The 20,360-nt window shown below is 55.1% G+C and carries 17 protein-coding genes; 4 read left to right on the forward strand and 13 right to left on the reverse strand.

Translation table 11 applies throughout. The annotated features are described in order from the left end of the window. Positions 1 to 59: 59 nt before the first annotated feature. The 9 genes from PJI16_04370 to PJI16_04410 form a co-directional block, all read right to left on the reverse strand. A complete protein-coding gene (locus PJI16_04370; GenBank protein ID MDT3776794.1) occupies positions 60 to 2,453 on the reverse strand; it encodes an arylsulfatase in 2,394 nt (797 codons plus the stop codon). 127 nt (positions 2,454 to 2,580) lie between these two features. Beyond that, the gene (locus tag PJI16_04375) at positions 2,581 to 4,938 is read right to left on the reverse strand and encodes an arylsulfatase (protein MDT3776795.1); all 2,358 of its coding nucleotides are present in this window, start codon (positions 4,936 to 4,938) and stop codon (positions 2,581 to 2,583) included. Further along, positions 4,939 to 6,249: a formylglycine-generating enzyme family protein gene (locus PJI16_04380; protein ID MDT3776796.1), complete on the reverse strand. Its 1,311-nt coding sequence runs from the start codon at positions 6,247 to 6,249 to the stop codon at positions 4,939 to 4,941. It lies immediately after the preceding gene. 170 nt (positions 6,250 to 6,419) lie between these two features. Then, a complete protein-coding gene (locus PJI16_04385) occupies positions 6,420 to 6,740 on the reverse strand; it encodes a hypothetical protein (protein MDT3776797.1) in 321 nt (106 codons plus the stop codon). A gap of 335 nt (positions 6,741 to 7,075) precedes the next feature. Then, positions 7,076 to 7,492 (reverse strand): DUF4410 domain-containing protein, encoded by a 417-nt coding sequence (locus PJI16_04390; GenBank protein ID MDT3776798.1) that lies wholly within the window; start codon positions 7,490 to 7,492, stop codon positions 7,076 to 7,078. A 409-nt stretch (positions 7,493 to 7,901) separates the two neighbouring features. Beyond that, a complete protein-coding gene (gene ydiK, locus PJI16_04395) occupies positions 7,902 to 8,987 on the reverse strand; it encodes an AI-2E family transporter YdiK (GenBank protein ID MDT3776799.1) in 1,086 nt (361 codons plus the stop codon). A 412-nt stretch (positions 8,988 to 9,399) separates the two neighbouring features. Further along, a complete protein-coding gene (locus tag PJI16_04400) occupies positions 9,400 to 9,591 on the reverse strand; it encodes a hypothetical protein (protein ID MDT3776800.1) in 192 nt (63 codons plus the stop codon). Between the two features lie 276 nt (positions 9,592 to 9,867). After that, entirely contained in the window at positions 9,868 to 10,062 is a 195-nt protein-coding gene (locus tag PJI16_04405) for a hypothetical protein (GenBank protein MDT3776801.1), read from the reverse strand. Positions 10,063 to 10,861: 799 nt separating this feature from the next. Next, positions 10,862 to 11,572 carry a DUF4410 domain-containing protein gene (locus PJI16_04410; protein ID MDT3776802.1) on the reverse strand — a complete coding sequence of 237 codons (711 nt, stop codon included), beginning with the start codon at positions 11,570 to 11,572 and terminating at the stop codon, positions 10,862 to 10,864. 50 nt (positions 11,573 to 11,622) lie between these two features. Here PJI16_04410 and PJI16_04415 point away from each other — a divergent pair, with 50 nt between their 5' ends. Continuing rightward, positions 11,623 to 11,865: a hypothetical protein gene (locus PJI16_04415; GenBank protein ID MDT3776803.1), complete on the forward strand. Its 243-nt coding sequence runs from the start codon at positions 11,623 to 11,625 to the stop codon at positions 11,863 to 11,865. Between the two features lie 78 nt (positions 11,866 to 11,943). Here PJI16_04415 and PJI16_04420 read toward each other — a convergent pair whose 3' ends face one another. The 4 genes from PJI16_04420 to PJI16_04435 all read right to left on the reverse strand — a co-directional run bounded on the left by PJI16_04420 (position 11,944) and on the right by PJI16_04435 (position 17,390). Further along, on the reverse strand, positions 11,944 to 13,905 hold the full coding sequence (locus PJI16_04420; GenBank protein MDT3776804.1) for a DUF3604 domain-containing protein: 1,962 nt from the start codon (positions 13,903 to 13,905) through the stop codon (positions 11,944 to 11,946). Positions 13,906 to 13,920: 15 nt separating this feature from the next. Continuing rightward, positions 13,921 to 14,856 carry a HupE/UreJ family protein gene (locus PJI16_04425; GenBank protein ID MDT3776805.1) on the reverse strand — a complete coding sequence of 312 codons (936 nt, stop codon included), beginning with the start codon at positions 14,854 to 14,856 and terminating at the stop codon, positions 13,921 to 13,923. Positions 14,857 to 15,596: 740 nt separating this feature from the next. Next, complete coding sequence (locus PJI16_04430) at positions 15,597 to 16,484, reverse strand: peptidylprolyl isomerase (protein MDT3776806.1); 888 nt, start codon at positions 16,482 to 16,484, stop codon at positions 15,597 to 15,599. Positions 16,485 to 16,676: 192 nt separating this feature from the next. After that, positions 16,677 to 17,390 carry a DUF4410 domain-containing protein gene (locus PJI16_04435; protein MDT3776807.1) on the reverse strand — a complete coding sequence of 238 codons (714 nt, stop codon included), beginning with the start codon at positions 17,388 to 17,390 and terminating at the stop codon, positions 16,677 to 16,679. Positions 17,391 to 17,992: 602 nt separating this feature from the next. Here PJI16_04435 and PJI16_04440 point away from each other — a divergent pair. The 3 genes from PJI16_04440 to PJI16_04450 are packed head-to-tail and all read left to right on the forward strand — an operon-like array spanning position 17,993 to position 19,605. Beyond that, entirely contained in the window at positions 17,993 to 18,538 is a 546-nt protein-coding gene (locus tag PJI16_04440) for a hypothetical protein (GenBank protein MDT3776808.1), read from the forward strand. A 37-nt stretch (positions 18,539 to 18,575) separates the two neighbouring features. Beyond that, positions 18,576 to 19,046: a glycine zipper domain-containing protein gene (locus tag PJI16_04445; protein MDT3776809.1), complete on the forward strand. Its 471-nt coding sequence runs from the start codon at positions 18,576 to 18,578 to the stop codon at positions 19,044 to 19,046. 34 nt (positions 19,047 to 19,080) lie between these two features. Beyond that, positions 19,081 to 19,605 (forward strand): hypothetical protein, encoded by a 525-nt coding sequence (locus tag PJI16_04450; protein ID MDT3776810.1) that lies wholly within the window; start codon positions 19,081 to 19,083, stop codon positions 19,603 to 19,605. Positions 19,606 to 20,360 lie beyond the last annotated feature (755 nt).

The following is a 20,360-nucleotide window of genomic DNA, read 5'->3' on the forward strand; positions in this document are numbered from 1 at the left end:
TCGAAAAAAAATCCTTCGTCAGCGATGGAACCCCAATGAACATGTTCATCGGAGTTGGCTCAGTCGGCGATTGCTAACTTATGTCTGGCGGTTGCCTGGCCTCTCTCCTCCGCGGCTTTGTCGGCCTGTTTCATTTCCTTTAAATCGATAGTCACTTTGTGAATTGATCCAGAAAACCGATAGGGCGCCGGAATCCCATAGTCCTCAACAACAGGCGTTTCCCCATCTTCACCCACATCGGCTCCTTCATCAGCCGAAAAGATCATGGCTTGTGTATGTTCAACCCGGCCTTGGGCAACTTTCTTCTCATTGACAAAGATCGTTCCCGTTCCTCCCTTGCCCAAACCGCCGCCGTCATACGCGAACTCGAAACGGATGGAAGCCTTCCCAGCAGGCAGCGAATCATCCGCGGCAATGGTAAAGCGCATTAAGCCAAGGAAGTTGTAGGTATAGATCGGTTTGCCCTCCCTCAAATACAGGCTCCAGCCGCCGAACCGGCCTGCCTGAGCAAGAACCACTCCATTGACGCTTCCCTCGGGAATCTCCACGTCGGCCGTGATGGAATGCGATCGGTTTTTGGTGTTGATGAAGACATTTTCCGACATGCCCGTCATCCCCTCGTACACGGAGAGTGACGTCCGTCCGGCCATGAGATCCGGTCTGCCGGCAAGGGCGGCATTGACGCGCTCGATCGTTCGATCATCAATCGGAAGGACGTGATACTTCACCGCTTCCTCTAAGAACAGGTCCTGCAACTCTTTGAGTTTGGCGGTATGCTTGTCAGCCAGGTCATTGATCAAACTGAAGTCGGTCCGTGTGTCGTAGAGTTCCCACTTATCCTCTTGAAGAGGCCGGCGGGGTTTCGATTCCCATGGCGCCCGATGCAACGTCCCCGCCAACCATCCGTCATGATAGATTGCACGATTGCCGAACATTTCGAAGTATTGAGTCTGGTGGCGGTCTCGCGCCTTGGCGTCATGAAAGCTGTAAAGCAGGCTCACGCCTTCGATGGGAGTCTGAGGAATGCCGTTCACCGCTTTCGGTTCCGGCAGCCGGGCGGCATCCAGGACGGTCGGGGCGATATCGATCACATGATGCCACTGCGTGCGCAATTCGCCCTTTGCCTTCACCGACTTCGGCCAATGGACGATCATTCCGTTCCGCGTGCCTCCGTAGCTCGAGGCAACCTGCTTGGTCCAGGTGAACGGGGTATCTCCCGCAACCGCCCATCCGGCGGCGTAATGGTTGTAGGTGGTCGGACTTCCAAGATCATCATAATGTTTCAGGATATCTTCTACCTTCTCCTGTAGCCCGTTAAAGTAGGTCATCTCATTGAACATGCCGTTCATTCCGCCTTCCGCACTTGCCCCGTTGTCGCCGAGGATATAGAAGACGAGGGTGTTGTCGAGCTGTCCCATGTCCGTAATGGCGTCAACCAGTCGGCCGATCTCGGTATCCGTATACTCGGCAAACCCGGCAAAGACCTCCATTTGGCGAATAAAGAGCTTCATTTCATCCGCTGTCAGCTTGTCCCAATCCTTAATGGCTTCCGGTTTAGGCGCGAGCTGCGTGCCCTCAGGCACGACGCCCAGTTTGATCTGACGAGCCAGGGTCTCCTCTCGCACCTTATCCCACCCCTGATCGAACCTGCCTTTGTTTTTGGCGATCCATTCCTGAGGCACATGATGCGGGGCGTGCGTGGCTCCAGGTGCAAAGTACATAAAAAACGGTTTGTCAGGGGTCAGCGATTTTTGAAATCGCATCCACCTGATGGCCTGGTCGGTCATGTCGGTCATGAAATGGTAGTTCGGATCCTTCGGCACTTCGACCTTGGTCATCCCATCATAGACAGCCGGTGACCACTGGTTTGTCTCTCCCCCCATGAACCCGTAGAACTTATCGAACCCATTCCGGGTCGGCCAGCGGTCGGTTGGCCCGGATGGACTGACTTCCCAGGCGGCGGTCTCGTGATTCTTTCCGAATTGCGCGGTGGAGTAACCGTTGTTTCGAAGCATCATGGCCAATGGAGCCACGCTCTCGGGACGTCGGCCGGTATTGCCCGGAAAGGCCGTCGCGGTTTCCATGATCGAGCCCGTGTTGGTCGTGTGGTGATTCCGGCCCGTCAGAAGCGCGGCACGGGTCGGGGAGCAGAGGGCCGTGGTATGGAAATGATTATACCGGAGCCCATTATTGGCTAAACGGTCCGCAGTCGGCATTGAAATGGGCCCCCCGAAAGCGCTGGACTGGCCGAATCCCAGATCGTCGATGAGCACGATAAGCACGTTTGGAGCGTCTTCGGGCGCTTTCACTTGAAAGCGCGGAGGTGGGGTGGCATTGCGGACATCCAACTCAGTGACGGGAGGGTATTCCGGCTCGTGAATCGGGAGTACTGTGCGGTCCAGCTTATCTGCGGCCCAGGCAGGAGCACTTACAGCCGCCATGGCCAAAAGCATCCCCGTCCGTATGGCGGTATTGATAAAAAGCATTGGGTCTCGTTGCATATGTTCTTCCTCTCCTAATTTAAAGATACATCGCTGCATTAGTCTTTACACGACGGACTCAGCCGACGTTCACGAGGGGCTATTTGGTTTCAATCGTTACATGCTCTATGCGGCCATTGAAGGCAAACGGCACTTGGTAGTCCTTCGACACGGCAGACACGGTATCGCGTCCAATGTCGAACGGCTCCACGCTGTAGCGGAACGGCACTGTTTTTCCGATGCGCCCGCTCCCGGTTTCCTTGCCGTTGACGCTTAGCGTGATATCGGCTGGTTTGCCTGGACCAGGCCCCACAGGCGTGAACTCAACACGCACGCTGGACTTGCCCTTCGGCAGCGACTCGGACGACTGAACGCGCGCATGGTCCACCTCGAAAAAGTTGTAGTAAAATGTCGGCTTACCGTCCTGCACATAAAGCGACCAGCCTGATGTGACGCCGCCGATAGCAGCGAGCACGCCGGCGCCGCCACCTTCGTCGACTTCCACCTCGACGGTGATGCTAAACGGAACTGCGTGGGTGTTGAGTACGGCGGACTCGCTGATGCCGGTGACACCCGGGCCGTAGCTGAATTTCTTCAGACCGGCTAACGGATTGGGCCGAAGCGACGCATCGAAACGTTCGGCCAAGCGGTCATCGAGCGGCAGGACATTGTATTTCTTTGCCTCGACGAGGAAAGCGGCCTGCAACTCCTTCACCCTGTCTGGATACTTGGCCGCCAGATTGTCAGCCTGGGAAAAATCTTCATCCACGTTGTACAATTCCCAGGGGTCGCTGTCGAAGGAACCGAGGCCTACGCCTCCTGTCTGCCATGGGAGGCGACCGTGCCGCGTCGTGGCTATCCAGCCGTCTTTGTAGATGCCGCGGTTTCCGAACATCTCAAAATATTGCGTGGTGCGGCGGGACTTGGCCTCGCTATCGTCGAATGAGTAGCGCATGCTGACACCTTGAATCGGCTCCTGCTTCACGCCGTTCACGACATGTGGTTGCGTGATGTGCGCGGCATCGAGCACAGTCGGAGCCACATCAATAATGTGATGGAACTGGGAGCGCAACTCGCCCTTTGCGGCAATGCCATTCGGCCAGTGCACAACCAGGCCGTTGCGCGTCCCGCCGAAGTGCGAGGCGACCTGCTTGGTCCATTGGAAAGGCGTGTCGGCGGCCCAGGCCCAGGCTGCGGGCACATGGGGCTCGGTTTCCGGCCCGCCGATTTCGTCGAACTTCGCTTCGAGACCGGCCAGACCCAATTGGACGCCGTTCAGGCTTGCCACTTCATTGACCGTGCCTTCAAGCCCTCCTTCGCCGGAGGCGCCGTTGTCACCGACGATATAGAAAATCAGGGTGTTGTCCAACTCGCCGGCTTTTTCGACGGCAGCGAGCAGGCGGCCGACTTCCACGTCAGTATGTTCGAGGAAACCGGAGTAGTTTTCCATCAGGCGACGATACACGCGCCTGGCATTTTCCGGCTGGTCATCCCAGGCCGGCAGTTCCTTCGGTCTGGGCGTCAATTTGGTGTTTGTCGGAATGACGCCCAGTTCTTTCTGACGAACAAACGTCTCCTCGCGGTACTGATCCCAACCCCCGTCAAACCGGCCTTTGTATTTGTCACGGTAGGCCTTGGGCGTATGATGTGGAGCATGGATGGCTCCGGTGGAGAAGTACATAAACCATGGTTTTTCGGGATTCGTGGCGTTCACCTGGTTCATCCACCCGATGGCGTCGTCTACCAGGTCTTCGGTGACGTGGTAGCCTTGTTCCGGTGTCTTCGGTTGGGGGACCGGTGTGGTATTGCGGTAGAGTACCGGATAATACTGGTGGGTCTCTCCGTTCATGAATCCATAGAAATATTCAAAACCCCAGGTCTTTCCGGTAGGCCAGCGGTCGAAGGGTCCTGATGGCGTGATTTCGTTATCGGGCGTATTGTGCCATTTGCCGAAGGCGGCCGTCGTGTACCCGTTCTGCCGGAGAATTTCCGGGAATCCGGCCGTGGTGTTGGGCACAATACCGGTATAGCCTGGAAACCCCGTGCCCAACTCGATGATCACGCCCGTGCCCACGCTATGATGATTGCGCCCGGTGAGCAGTGCGGCCCGTGAGGGCGAACAGAGGGCAGTCGTATGGAAACGATTGTAGCGCAGCCCGTCCTTCGCGAGCCGGTTGAGCGTGGGGGTGGCCACCGCACCGCCGAAGGTGCCGGCGTGGCCAAAGCCGACGTCATCCAAAAGCACGATCAGCACATTTGGTGCGCCTGCCGGCGCCTGAAGAGGTTTCGGAAAGTCCGGCTTCGAATCCTTATAGGTCTTGCCAATGGTACCATGAAAGGCCGGTTCCGGCTTTGGTAGGACGTCCTGCGCGAACACATCGTCCGCACCTAATCCTATTGCCAGCGCGAGCACCATAAGTGATATAGACCCCTTCCACTCCACTCGGACCATGTTCATTTACTTCTCCTTTGCGTGTGTAGCTTTTCTATCGAGCGATTGCTCTTCTTTGGATTTCAATGAGCGGACCGTGCGAAATCCAAGATGATTGGTTCCCGTGTTGATTTCACCTTTTCCACGTGTGCCGACCATGTAGCGGGAACAGTATTGGTCGGTGCACAAAAACGACCCTCCACGGTGCACGCGCTTTTTTTCGCCGGGTTCGGTGGGATCGAACGGGGAGTCGGGCCCTTGGGGATTGTGTGCGACTCCGCCGGCTATTATGAGTCGTGCGTAATAATCGGGCCGATACCAGTCGCTCGTCCATTCCCATACGTTTCCGGCTACGTCATACAGTCCGTACCCGTTCGGGGGAAATTTTGCCACCGGCCCGATGCCCGTATACTGATCCTTCCCTGTGTCCTGTTGTGGAAAATGACCCTGAAAGCTATTGGCCATCCATTGGCCGTCTTTTCGAAACTCATCGCCCCAGGGATAGACCTTGCCGCTTAATCCTCCGCGCGCGGCGAATTCCCATTCCGCTTCAGTCGGGAGTCGCTTGCCGGCCCACTTCGCATAGGCCAGCGCGTCCTCATATGCGATGTGCACAACAGGATATTCTTCGCGACCATTGAAATCACTCCCTGGACCAAGCGGATGACGCCAGTTTGCGCCTTTAATGTAACTCCACCATTGAAAATGGTTATCGAGGGGCACAGAATGGTCCGGTGGAGAAAACACGACGGATCCGGCCACCAGGTTCTCCGGAGGGGCACCTGGAAAATCCTCCGCGCGTGGTGTGCGCTCTGCGACCGTGACATAGCCGGTGGCGTCAACGAACTGCTTGAACTGCGCATTGGTGACCTCGGTTGAATCCATCCAGAATCCATCGACGTAGACACGATGAATCGGGCGGGAATCCCGCGTCGCGTGCATGCCGACATCGTTTATCTCATCATCGGATAAATCGGCTGCCCCCATGGAAAACTCACCACCGGGAATCCAGACCATGCCATCCGGCGCAGGTTCAGTTGGACGTGATGAGGCTATGGCATCATCTGAAGCATTGGCGGCTGAGATCCCCGGGTTCACAGATGAGGTGGAAGGCGCACTGGAGACCGATGAGGCTCGTCCGGACTTCGCAGCAGAAATACCCATATCGCAGGTCATGCTGCTTTGCTGGTTCACAATAGGCGATCGGTCTGATTGTGCCGTGCTATACCACCAGGCTCCGATGACCAAGAGGACGACGAAGGCCACTGCGCCAATTGGCTTGAGCGCATTATATAGGGAAGGTTTCCCTTGATCCTTCAAACGGCGTACGGCTTTCATGATGACTTCACACAATTTGAGAAAAAGAATTGAACTCTTGTTGCGGTGAATTGGGACTCACACGAATCTACCAGGACTTGTCGATCTTTTCTACCTGTTTCGCGCCTATCGCACGAACGGCGTTTGTGAGGATTTTTGTCTCCATAATGTGGTTCGACCGTGATAAGGACCTATTTGATCAAATCCTCCTCCCTGATTCTGATACGTAGTTCTTTACCGATGGCCCTAACTGTACGTTTGGCCGCCCCTTCGATTTTGGTCCTTCCTATCATTTCACCTCCACTTCTGCCGTTCCCATCACAATTAGGCCGTTCGGGTTGGCAGTGGCTGGGTTCGGCATACTTTTCTTTTGCCGTGGACCAGAATGGAATAGCTGCATGGGTTGGCGCAAAAGGATACACATAGATCCGTTCGGGCTTCACGATTTTTTCCGTGCCTATATGGCGATGACGCCCGACTACGTTGGTTAAAGCGCATCCGATGGTCGACATGAGGACTCACACCGAGACAGCATCACGAGGAAACACCTGCATAATAGAACTCTTATGAGGAGGATATTTTTCGGGATGAAATGATGCGCAACATTTTTTGGCGGCACAAATCCATCGGAGGGATCGGTCAGTCCACCATGCTGATGGGGACAGCTTTTTTGTCGGGGCATCAGGTGATGAGCGATTCTTAACCCCTGAGGGAGGCTCCGGCAACAAGCGGGAACATCTACCCATGAACCTCCGTTTTGCTCATGGCGTTCCCTTCGTCTCCGTGGTGTCCGCCATCATGTCATTGATCGCAGACGCGCTAGGCAGGACCACCTCGTAGCGGGATTTCATCGCCTCAAACGTCCGGCGGCAAAGCCCACGGGATTGGCCGTGGCAATGAGGGCGGCGGTCCCTACCGTGGCTCCCGGGGTTTTACTTCCTCCGGAATGTACGGTGCCGGATCCAAGTTTTCGCGGCCCCTGGACCGTCATTTGGAAGCCTTCGGCCGTTACCGTCAACTCAGATCCCCTGGAGCCAAATCCGAATGCGACGCATTTGGTGGCATCACCCTCGTCGAGCGAAAGGAGATAGCCCCGGATCACAATATCGTTGGTTCCGGGTTTTGTGCCACTTGAATCCCGCAAGACCGGGCTTCCCATGCCGCGGATCTTCTCGGGGGTTTGGGGCGTGGGGTGATGGACATGCTGCCGGGCGAATGCCGAGTCGGCCGGAATCTCAGCGGGCGTGGCGGCGAAGTGGTACACCTAGAGGTGACCAGATCGAGGAAGCTTTTCGCCCACGGCCTGCGGCTGGGTGGTGGAATTAGTTGAGGCGCACCCGGCAGCGATGATCAGTACGAACGGACAGGAGAAAATACGAATACAAGATTTCATGGTGAATTTCCTATGGTGAAGTGGTGGGGTGGAGTTGCTTCCGGTAGGCCTGGAGTTTTCAGAGGACGGAGAATAGCACACCGATTTTCCAAACGATTAATGGTTCACCAGGATGCTTCTGTTCTTTCTCAACTTTATGCACGGCCTTTTTCCCAGCCGTTTCGGTATTTGAAATAATAGAAGATACGTTCCGGCGTCTGGTTGATTGACTCCTTGAATACGGTTCATGTGGGCTACATGTTGTCGGAAACGCATCCTTGGTAAGTCTCGGCAAGTAGGGTCACGGCGTGACCGCATTAGGCGCGGGCTCAGCCAGCTCTTCACAGACCCAGGCTTGAAGCAGGCGGTATGAGACCGCCAACAGCATCGGACCGATAAAGATCCCTACCAGACCGAATGCGATAAGTCCTCCAATCACCCCTGTCAGGATTAAGAGTAGCGGCAGGTCGGCGCCTCTTTTTATGAGGATCGGCCGGATCACGTTGTCCAAAGTACCGACCATAATCGACCAGACCAGCAGGGCCGTCGCCCAGCCCGCGAATCCCGCCCAATAAAGCCATCCAACTCCGAACAGCAACACAAGTAGCGGTCCGATCTGTGCTATGCAGAGCAGGAACATCATGGCCGTCAAAATTGTTGCGAAGGGCACGCCGGTGACGGCAAGGCCTATGCCTCCCAGCGTGGCCTGGACGAATGCCGTCCCGACCACTCCGAGCGCAACGCCTCGAATCGCCTGACCGGCAAGGATCACGGCATTCTCCCCGTGGACTCCGGCCAGCCTCCGTCCGAAGCGACGCACGCTTTCGGTCACCGTCTCTCCGGTCGCGAACAAAATAGCGGCCATGACCACCGTGAGCAGGAACTGCATGGCGATCATGCCGAAACTGCCGAGCTGGTCCACGGACCAACGAACAAGCCCCGCTGCGTATGGCGCGAGCCTATTGGCAAGGTCCTCCTGCCCTGAGGCAGCCCATTCGCCCCACGTCTGCGCCGCTTGCTTGCCGACGAGTGGGATGGTCTGAAGCCAATCCGGTGGTGGTGGCAGCTGAAGCGTGCCAACCGCCTCGACCCAGCCAGCGATGATGTTGGAGTTGGTCACGATGGTGACGATTGCCAGCGAAAACGGTACGACAAAGATAAGGAGGAGAATGCAAGTCATCACTGTGACGGCGAGCCACCGCCGCCCCCATAACCACTCTTGAATTCGCAAGAGGACCGGCCAGGACGCGACAACGATCATCGTCGCCCAGATCACCGCAGGAAGAAACGGCCGAAGAATCCAGAGCGAACCGGCGATGAGCCCGCCGATGAACAACACCGCCAGTACCGTGCGCGTGATGTCCTGTGTGTGGAAAGGGGTATTCATGAGCGGAACCCATTCTCTATTCTAACGAATACGGTACAATTCATAGGAAGCCTCTTAATTTGATTTGGTGTGTGATCACGGCTCCATTGGCCTGGATCGTGACGAGCCGGGATGGTCCTGCTCGCCGGTATCGACCTGGGCATAAAGCCGAAAAGCCATGTGAATGCCATTTCCCTTTTGTCTCCTGAACATCCTGACGAAGATACAGCGGCTCGTATATATCAGCGACCGCGGCGGGCGTGATAGAAATAGGTGCCCACACTGATGAAATTCGTCGCCACCGCGATGATATTCCAAAGGCTCACGGGTCTCAAACAATTAACAACCCATAGTAAACCCAGAGGATTTGGAACGCCCCCATAATGGCAGCCATCTTTGGATTCATGCCCTTGCTTGACCTCCGCTTGAGCATTCAGATTAAGTCGGGAAGGGCAGCAAAAATGGTTCCTAAGCCCGCCACAAAGCCGATGGTTTCAGACCGTCGAAAGCTGGGGAGTAAGAGGCTTTCCGTATCCGGTATGGCTAACTCTCCACAGCCCGCAAGGATGAACCCGCTGAAAAGAACTCTAAGGATTTGAAGCCTCTTTGGAAATACCATGGTCATGATCGGGAATCAGCAGGCGAACCGCACGGCGCTCAACCATCCCGTCGAAGTCCACCCTGAATTCCCTTGACGGGATGGGCGCGCCCGCGGCTTACTCGGAGCAGTTGGCGGCTCGGCAAAGAACGTCGTGGTGGTGAAGAGCAGCAAGACAGGGGCGAGACGAAGAGACTTCAATGGGGGGAACTCTTCTATGTGCGGGATGTTGTCATTTGATTATCTCTGAATATCGGATACGCTGTTCACTTTTGCTCGATCTCACCTTCATCATGACGGAATCTAGGATCTTCCAGCGCTGCCTGTCACCGCTTCGGAGAATCGGATGAGGAAAAAGGCGATGATATACATCATCATCAGTATTGTAAATTGCCCGTCACCTGCTACGCCAAATCCACGATCTTTCCCCGGGATATGCAGTCGCCCCACCATGATTGCAAGTGAAAGGTCTTCGGGCTTGGCGGCAACGTGCTGCATGGTCAGGGCGAAAGGCTTCCCACCTGCGGGAATCTCTCCTTGCTCCCCAGCTAAGGCTTTGTGTCAGCTATATGAGCCCAAAAACCTGGATCATATTTTTTAGTTTCTCATACTCGGTGAAAAAGTTTTTCGGTGTGTAAATGGGTCTTTTTTTGAGATGACATCATACAAAATTCTTCGTCAATATTTCTGGCCATCTGCCGGCACTAAATTCCTGGTAGACAATGTTTCATTCCCAATATATCCATGGATTGTGTGAGAGCCTGTCCCCCCTCATTCATGAAGTTTCACAGGAAATCTGCTTGCTAAGGAAGCACGTTTCTGGCTCCATGGGCAAACGGAGAAAGATTTTGCGTCAATTCCTATATCTTTCCAGAGGGACGCTTGAGTTGAACTTTCCTTCGAGACCAGAGGGTACAGTCAACGGGCACAGGTCTCCAACACTGACTCTCCAGGTAGAGCTCCCTTCATTCCCCCGGGGACCGTTTCTAGGAGGTATTCTGACGGGTGGGCATGACGTTCTCTGCCGGTTTTTGAGCAAGGATCTGGATGGGATTCCGGCTAAGAATTCCCTTGATTGCAGAGGGTAATTGCATTCCGTAAGCCTGCCGCGGTCACGGATGAACTGCCAGCGATGCGCACTGGTGACAACTAGGCCGATGATCAATGCGGATACTCATGGCTCCCCGCGTGGCGGCTTTCATCAAGCTCAACTATGTTGACGGCTGTTGGGATGATACGGCTCCTTCGGTTGAGGGGCTTGGCCTGGCGGACCCACATTTGGTCTGATCCGGTTTGTTTACTTGATCCACCCCTGTTGTTGGAATCTTGGCTTGATCTTATCGGCGATTTCCTTGGCAATCGCCTTTTCCCGGCCCTCAATCTTGGCGCTACCGCTGTATTCCCCGTATGCCTTCATCCCGCCGCCGACAATAAGGCCCACGGGGTTGGCCGTGGCAATGAGGGCGGCGGTCCCTACCGCGGCTCCGGGGGTTTTACTTCCTCCAGAATGTACGGTGCCGGATCCAAGTTTTCGCAGCCCCTGGGCCGTCACTTGGAAACCTTCGGCCGCCACCGTCAACTCCGATCCACCGGAGCCAAATCCCACCGCGACGCGCTTGACCGCACTGCCTTCGTCGATTGCGAGGAGGTAGCCCCGGATCACCAGATCGTTGATCTGCGGGGTTGTTTCACTCGAAGCCCGTCTGGCCGGCAGTCCCATGTAGCGAATTTCCTCGACCAGTTGCTCCGCAATGTGAATGCCCACCCGCCGACCGGCCTCGATCTGTTCGGGGGTTTGGGGAGTCGGATGATCGGCATGCTGTCCGGCGAGCACGGAGTCGGCCGGAACCTCGTTGGAGCTGGCAGCGAAGTCGTACACCCAGATGTGATGGGGACGAGGAACCATTTCGTCCACGAGTATCTGGCGGTTGGATGTCTCGGTCGAGGCGCATCCAACTGTAACCACGAGGGACAACATCCATACTGCGGAACGCATTAAGGCCTTCATGGCGGATCTCCTTTGGGAGTGTTGAATAATAAAGATTTTCAGGGGCAAATTTGCCCAGGATTAGATTACTCATCAAAGGCTCCGGGTCGGTTCAAAAAAGTCGGTCCAGCAAGGCCGCAGCCGTTTTTACGCGCGGAGCGTACGCTGAGTACGTGAGCACGGAAAAATGGCGAGAACGCCGCTGGCGGCTTTTTTCAACAGACCCCCTTTGGTTAGAGGGCATGTGCATCGCCTTTGGTCTCACACCGGACATCGGGCGGGGCAAGGATCGGGACCCCGCCGCACATGATTAAATCGATGGATCGACTATTCATTTCCTGCTGGTCGATTATGACCGTTTTTGATTGTTAAGGCGATTTCTGTTTTGGGGTTTATGTCCCCGGATTGTACCAGATGGGTGAAGTGTACGCCCTTTCCTGGAGCACCATTCTGGTATCCGGTAGGGGTTTCACGCCAAAACGTTTCGCATCGTAGGCGGTCCAACGAGGCGTCGGAATCTCAAGGACACGTGCATAGTAAAAGGCACGAACCGATGGGTCAAAATCCGGATCCGTCCAGACCGTGATTAATTCCGGATCACCGATGGTGTTGGTCCAGATGGCGTTTTCGAGATCCACGGTGCTACCCACAGGTGGTAGCTTGCCTTCAGACCCGGGCTGGCGTTTATCGGCGTCCCCCCAAACAACATCGTAGACCTTTTCCTGAAGAGCCCCGTCCTTGCTCAACCATCCTTTGATTATTTGGATGCGGTCAAGGTTCGCGCCGATTGGATCTTTGAGCGCGGCGACAAGAAACGTGGGCGATCGACCTTGGGGGGCGTCGCGCAAATCACCGCCCATCGGAACACCTTTTGTGTAGCCGATATTGGCGGGTATCCGGTTGTGTGCGTCAGCAGGTTTGAAATCGAAGCCGCCGAAGAAGCGAACAAGCATGCGCGGTCCGGTCGTGGCATACGTCTCCTTTCGTTCCATCGCGTCCCAGAGCGCCTCGCGGGTATTCTCTGTTGCCCAGACCCCGGCGTATCCCGCCGCAGCGACCTCCCAGTCCATCACCTTCACCCCGGTTTTGGGATTATCAAAAAAGGCTTTGGTCATCCGCTCCGGACTGGGTTCCTGGGGGGTGGTTTTGCCAAAGAAGTTCTCTTCTTCCAGCGCGGAGAGACCGGTGTGGGCATCGCTGCTGCCGATCAGGCCGAACTTGAATGGATTCGTGCCGAATTTCTCTTCAAGCATGAGGCCGTTTTTCAGGCCTGAGCGGGCATATTCGAATTCGAGCATCTCTTTTGTTTTGGCCACGCTGCCGTCAAGATTGCCTTTATCCCATGTCTCGAAATCGGCAAACTCATCATTGGGTGAGAGGAAGGGGTGAGCCTCCCCGTCGCCTTTGGTCTGAGTCGCCTCGTAGAGGCGTTCCCACTTCGCCCGGGTCTCGACATACCCGCGATCAATCGTTTTGCCAAACGTCTCGATCGTCGGAAACATGAGGCCGTTGCTCAAATTGCCATTGTGGGCAATCGCCAGCACGCTGCCGCCGGTTTTTTGCTCATAGGCGGCCATCCATTTCCAGAGATCCTCGGGATTATCACTACCCATTGGTGGATAGACGGTAAATGGCTCAACCTGGCTGGCCTTATCACCATTGTCGCGGAAAATGATGTTGCGGTGCAGGTTATTGCCACCGGTGTTGGATGTCCACTCAAACCCGATAAAGGCGGTAAAGCGGCGTGGTTCGTTGAATTCCTCGGCGGCCTTGATCGTTTCCTGCCATGCGTTTCGATAGGGCCGTGTACCGGGAAAATACATCAACGACTTCGGAAAGGTTCCGTGCGAAAATGACATGATAATCTCGATGGCTGCCTCCGCCCCCTTGCCGGATTGAAGCATGTCGTACCACTTTCGTCCGGTCGGGTCGGCCAGCATCTCGGGCTTTCCTGCGAAGAGATCGGGGAAAAACCCCATGTTGTCGGAATGATCCGCAACCACAAGAAAGTCCAGCGGCCGTGAGAGCTTCACCGGTTGGCCGTTCGACGCTGTGACTTCCTCGCCTCTGGCGAACTGATACGCATCACGCGGTGTCAGTCGTGCGCCAAACGCCCCGGCATCCATCGAGAACGACGTGTGCAGATGGGTATCGCCGAAGAAGGGTCTCGTAGGAAAACTGCGGCCGGCATAGGGCGAGTAGGGGGGCTTAGATGGAAACGCCTTTTCCACCGTTTCCTTCTCAGGGGCACTGAGTCCAGGCGCGGCGCCGGTAGCGGCATCGGCCAGAAGAACACTCAGGGTACAAGCCATCATGCCGCTGAGGATCGTTTGACCAACAACTCGTGTTTTCATCGGGCGGCCTCCTTTTTAAAATGCTGAAAGGCGTTGAAAGACCCAGAACATCGCCACACTGCCGATGGTGTATGGCGGGATATATTGGGTCCATTGTGGCATTCGAATGTGAACCTGTCGAAAAGCTGCCATGACACCCATGACGGCAGCGATAAACAGCAATTGACCGGCCTCCACCCCAAGGTTGAAGAATAACAAAGCCACCGGAATGTGTCCCTGGGGGAGGCCCACTTCGCTCAAGGCCCCCGCAAACCCCAATCCATGCAGGAGTCCGAAGGTCAAGGCGACAACCCAGGGGGCACGCGCCGTGATGCCTTCCCGTCCTCGACGTGTATGAATGATCTCCGCTGCCACGAAAACGATGGAAAGCGCGATGACCACCTCGACCGGTGCCGGCGGTACATGGATGAACCCGAGTGTGGCGAGGCCCAGCGTGATACTGTGTGCCAGGGTGAAGGCCGAAACCGTTTTCACCAGTTGCCACGTCCCGGGAGAAATCAGCAATAGTGCCATCACAAAGAGCAGATGATCCATCCCGATAAGAATGTGCTCAACGCCGAATGTCAGGTATTCGCGGGCGACATTCCATCCGCTGAGGTTAATGGGTATCTGCGTCGAAGGTTCCGTCGCCGTCAGCCGTTTCACCCACATCCTGCCGTCGGCATATTTCACCCGTACCAATGCATCGGTCATGGTTCCTTCCAACCCGGCAATCCGAACCGTTTGGCCTTGCAATGGCTGGTTGGCCCGTACCTGCCATGTCTGCACGGCCGCGCCGCCTGATTCGCGCGTGGTGATCGGAGTGAGATTCTCTGTTTGTCCGGAAAACTCCGGCTTGAGCGCCAGACGCCTGTCCCCCCGCATGGGGGTTTTCCAGAGGACGGCAATCTCCCCGGATTGGTTTTCCCGCAATTCCAAATAGGCAGGTCTGACCTCGTGTGCAAAAACCATCAACGGCGCCAAACAGAAAATTGCGAAGAGTGAAGCCTGGAACGCCAGATAGGGGATCCGAGATTCACGATGCGAAATGCGGGATAAAAGGCTCATATATTATTGTTCCGTCTGGCTCTATTCAGGTTGTTCTTCCCGGACGGAGGGATGGTGAGCGGCGACGCTCTTCATGAGTACGTTGTGCTTGCCGCCTCCTTGGTCCGGTTGTTCATGGAGCCATTCATGGGAGTGTTGAAAAATGCCGCCAGCGGCGTTCTCGCCCCTAGGCCGTGCTCACGTACTCCTCCGTACGCTCCGCTCGTCCAAGCGGCTGCGGCCTTGCTGGACCGGCCTTTTTGAACACTGCACTATTTTTCTCTGGTGAGTCTCCATGACTCAAAAGCGAATGAAACGGCAAAATTTTTAAAATATTCAACAGTCCCATTCATAGCGAAGAGGATCTTCCGCGAGCCTGTTTCATGGAGTGTTTCAAGGTGGTCCATGGTTTCGTCCTAAGAGGGGAGGGCATTGGTCAGGCATCGAATGAAATCAGGCTTGTATTGCCGCTGGCCATAGGCTTCGACGATGTTGCCCTAACGGACTTCATGAAACGGCGAATTTGCAACCCTCTTCCTCGTCAATCCCAAGGTTCGGGAAGCCATTGAGGCGTTTCAAGTGAATATCCCAGACCATTCCCTCGCAAGTTGCCAAACCTCAAATGTTCCGGAACTCGTCTGGTATCCCCTATCTCGTCCTCCGAATTACGGTTCCCTTTCCTTCAATAACGTCAGAGGGCCAATGAGTGACTTGATGCTTTCATCGACCACCACGTCGTACTTTTCTAATAGGGCAGAGAAATACCGCTCTTGCCCTTCCCGCTCGCGTTGTTGGCGCCAGAGAGTCACCACATCCTTTTTCACCATCCCGAAGTCGGGCAACGCTGCGGGTTCTTTCTTTGTCACGTGAACCAAATGCAGGCCATAGCCTGACTCAAGGGGTCCGTGCCATTCTCCAGGTTCGACCGTAAAGACGCGGCGGGTGAATTCCTGACCGAACACGCTGGCCACTGCCTGCTCTTCGGCTTCATCAAAATCGTACTGTGAGAGAAAGCGATCACCAAAATCATGTGGGTTTCCTATCCCCGCCTGCGACAATTGCTCAAGGGCTTCGAGTGCATCAGCACTTGTCTTCTCTCTTCGTTTATCATGGTTGAAAAAGACATGCGTGAAGGTAATCCTCTCCGGGATCTGAAAATGTTCAGGGCGGGATTCAAAAAGTTGACGAAGCTCTTCCTCGCCCGGCTCGGCGAGCGGTGTCGTATCCTGCACCATGAAATTCATTTTCTGCGCCAGGCGTCGCCGTACGATGGTATCATTTTCATCCAATTTCAATTCCCGAGCCTCCCGTGCCAGTAACTCCTCCTTGATATACCCGGCGACTAGCCCCTGGAGTTCATTCTCGTCTGGCGGACGACCCCATTGTCGGACCCAGGTCTGTTTCAGCCATTCGACCTGACTTGCTGTGATGCGGACCATCCGCTCTTTCTTCGATTCAACGGCGGGTCCATCGTGAACCAATCCGTATACGGCAAATACGAGGGCTCCTGCCAGCAGGAAATGTATGAGGGGCTCCTTGAGTAAATTGTTCATCTTGAATTGAGGCAAAGCACGAGACTATCAGGATTCTTGACCTGCCGCCCGTTCATGATCTGGACCGCAACAGGTGACCCGGTTGAATCATCCGCCCTCCTTTTGGCAGCATCCGGAAGACCGGCACAACCGCATCCTTAACCGAGCCGACATTTCCTCCGACTTGAATTGACTGTCAGGTTGGGCAATAGCTTATTGGATCCATCCCTGTTCCTTGAATTTTCCCTCAAGGTGTTCGGCGATGGCATCTGCCGTTCGTTTCCCAGCACCCTCGATCGTATCCTTTCCCGACATTTGCCCATACACCTTTGCCCCTCCGCCGACAATCAATCCGATTGGATTGGCGGTAGCTGCCAGGACGACAATAGGTAAAGCCATTCCCGGCATTTTATTTCCCGCGGAATCCATCTTCCCGGATCCGAGTTGCCGGGGGCCATTGGCTGTCCACTGGTACCCTTCCGCAGCCGTAGTGATTTCAGCTGCCCCGGATCCGAAACCCAAGGCCATACGTTTGAGGGTACTGCCTTCATCGAACGTGCCAAAATACCCCACAATCAACAGGTCATTGACCCGGGGTGTGGTCTGTTTACCCGCTATCAAGGAAGTAAGACCCATCTGCTGAATTTTCGATACCAGTTCCTCCGCGACGGTGAGACCCAGTTTGCGTCCCGCCTCGAGATGCTCTGGCGATGGAGGTTCGCCAGGGGGATCATGGTGTTTGGCGGCCGAGGACCAGGCCGGGAGATCTCCCTGGGTGGCGGCAAAGGGATACACATAGATGCGGTCCGGCTTGGGAAGTTTCTCCTTCCCGTACATGGGATGTGTTTCGGTGATCTTGGTTGAGGAGCAACCTGCCGCCACAGTCATGGCAAAGATACCTAGGACGAGACCCGTGAGGGATTTCATGACAGACCTCCAGTGGTTGGATGATTATTGAATGTGCAAATTGTTTGTGCAGGATTTTCCGTTAGGGTATTGGATTAGCAAGAATGCTTTTCAATCGGTAGTTGTGACAGTTCAAAATGGATCAGGAAAAATCTGTGAAGCTTATCAGTGGGGCATTGTAGGTTAAGCAGCCCTAAAAATCGAGAACATGCCACAGGCTTTTTGGTCTGAGCTTTTTCCCTTACACAATTTTTGTGAGTCTGGGGGCGGAAAATATCGTGGCGAACACAAATTGTCTGCCGTTCGGCTATTGAAGTGATGACGAGTTGAAGTGCCGGTTAGAGCACGGGCTTTTTGATCGGATTTTTTAGACGAAAGTGCGGATCAGGCTTGGTCACGCGTGGCATGGGAACCGGCTATCATTATTCATGACAAGCCATTAGATTCTGAAAGATACCGAACGCGCTTTGCTTTTCCCAAAGAACGAAGTCGCTGCTCGAATGTGCTGTATGGAAATAAAGAAATTTGTGGTCCGGGATGAGATGCAGCTTTTCCCATCGTAAAAATTTTTGCTATATTGACCCGCATCGTTACATTTTTGCTTAAACAAGGAGGAAGATTCTATGAAGCGATTGGTGAGCGGAATCATAACAATGGCCGTTCTCATTGCGGTCACGTTGCTCCCAAGCGGGTATGGGTATGCAGAGGAGGGTAGCGTTAAGGCGATGTCCCCGTGGAAGGGGGTCGGCTTTGCCTTTCCGGTTGGACCTGATCAAGTGTATATGGTGGCCGTTTACAGTGGCGTGATGTTGATGGATGACGCCAAGGGAGCGCTCCATGCGGCGTCGATCGTCTGTCCAGGCACCGTAGATGCCGATATGAAAAAGGGAACGAAAACGGGTTATGCCAAATGCGTTATTACAGGAGAACAGGGCAATCGTGTCTTTGCGGAGTTCAATTGCACCGGTGATGTGGAAGGGTGCCGGGGGATATTTAAGATCACCGGCGGCACCGGCAAATTTGCCGGAATTACGGGTGAGGGCGAAATGATTTCGAAGATCCAGGCGCGAGAAATTACGATGGTCAGCGGGGTTGAGTCGGCCCAACAACTCGGAGAGGGAGTCGCGGTGTGGCCTAACCTGACCTATCATATTCCTGACCAGAAGTAAGTGCTGAACGAATCATTCTCTAGATGTGGAGGCATTGATGCGTACGTATATGGTCTTGGGGCTGGCGCTTGGATTCGGGATGCTTCTCCATGTGTCCCACTTGTCGGCGCAGACCTTTGTGTTCCCTGAAAAGGGACAGAGTCCGGAACAGCAGGAATTGGACGACTTTACTTGTTTTAAATGGGCCAAGCAGCAGACGGGCTACGATCCGGAACATCCGGACCTGGCCGCAACGCCGCCGCCGCCATCGGGCGGTGGTGCGATGCGCGGGGCGATGGGTGGTGCCGCACTCGGAGCCATTGGCGGAGCGATTGCCGGCAATGCAGGTGAAGGTGCGGCGATCGGTGCCGCTGCCGGCGGCGGAATGGGCATGATGCGACAACGGCGGGTTGAGCGAGGGTATCAGGAAGAGGTCCAACAAACCTCGGCTAAGAACCAGCAGACCCGGGCCACCTTTGACCGTGCGCATAACGTGTGTATGGAAGCCAAAGGCTACAAGATTGGTTAGGGCATTGGTCCTTGACCGAATAAAGGAGAAAACGATGAGGGTACAGCGGTCGTGTATTATCCTGTCATGCGTGGTCATGCTGGCAGGCTGTGTGGGCACTCAGCAGGGTGGGCGACAGCCATCGGGTTCTTCTGTCGACTCCGCGCCTCCTCCTCAGGCGCGGACCTTTGTATTTCCGGAAAAGGGACAGAGTCCGGAACAGCAGGAACAGGATGATTTTACTTGCTATAAATGGGCTAAGCAGCAGACGGGTTACGATCCGGAACATCCGAATCTGGCTGCAGCGCCTCCTCCGCCATCAGGCGGGGGTGCGTTGTTCGGCGCGATGGGTGGTGCCGCGCTCGGTGCTATCGGAGGGGCCATTGCAGGCGATCCAGGTATGGGAGCCGCCATCGGTGCCGCTGCCGGCGGCGGGCTGGGCATGATGGGACAGCGGGGTGCTGAGCAAGAGTATCAGCAGCAGGTCCAACAGGCCGGAGCCCAGAATCAGCGCACCCGGGAAACGTTTGATCGTGCCCATCGTACCTGCATGGAGGGAAAAGGGTATAAGGTCGGCTAAAGCAGACGGTCCCTGACCACCGGGATTGTGCCGCAAAAAAATTTCATTGCCCCGTGCTTCATCTGTTTGTAACGTAAGTGGGCCAATGCCAAAGCGGTGGAACCCCAGGCTCATACAGTCAGTCGAATATACCTTGCCCTTTCCACCGCGATCAGGCCGAAAATGGGCAGATAGCCATCATGATCCAATACCAGGTGCAACTCCACCCAGATTGATGCGCCGAACTTCCCTCAGTTATTCCTCAAAAGACACAGATCGATCACGGAGGAATCCAAGCTGACCGGTGTATGCTTGAATTGGAACTTGCATGTCCCGCTTCCCTCAGCCGTGACAACTTCATGGGGCCTGCGGCTTATCCGCACAAGGGGCATTTCCAATCGGAGAGAATTTGCCTAAGACAGGGACGAATGAGAGGGGCCAGTCATACCCAAACGGACCAGTTTCCCTTCACCGCTTTTCAGGCCCCCCTTCGATCTGCACCGATGCTTGGGGCAATAAGGTCGAGCAGATTTCTTTATGAGAGATCCTGGACATCGGGAGATGGAAGGTCCCGTTCGTTCCGCTTGATAGCCGCATATGGATGTAAGGAACAAGTGAAAGTTAACCGTTCTGTAACAAACCCTTGACCCTTCCGCAATAAGTTCGAGGTAGGCTAGGTCTCTCAAATGAGAAAAAAATCGTCCATGCAAGGGGAATCAATATCATGCTGTTTCCTTCTGCATTGTCAGGACTTTTTGCTTAACACAAAGGAGGAT

The organism is Nitrospira sp. MA-1, from assembly GCA_032139905.1.
GTDB lineage: Bacteria > Nitrospirota > Nitrospiria > Nitrospirales > UBA8639 > Nitrospira_E.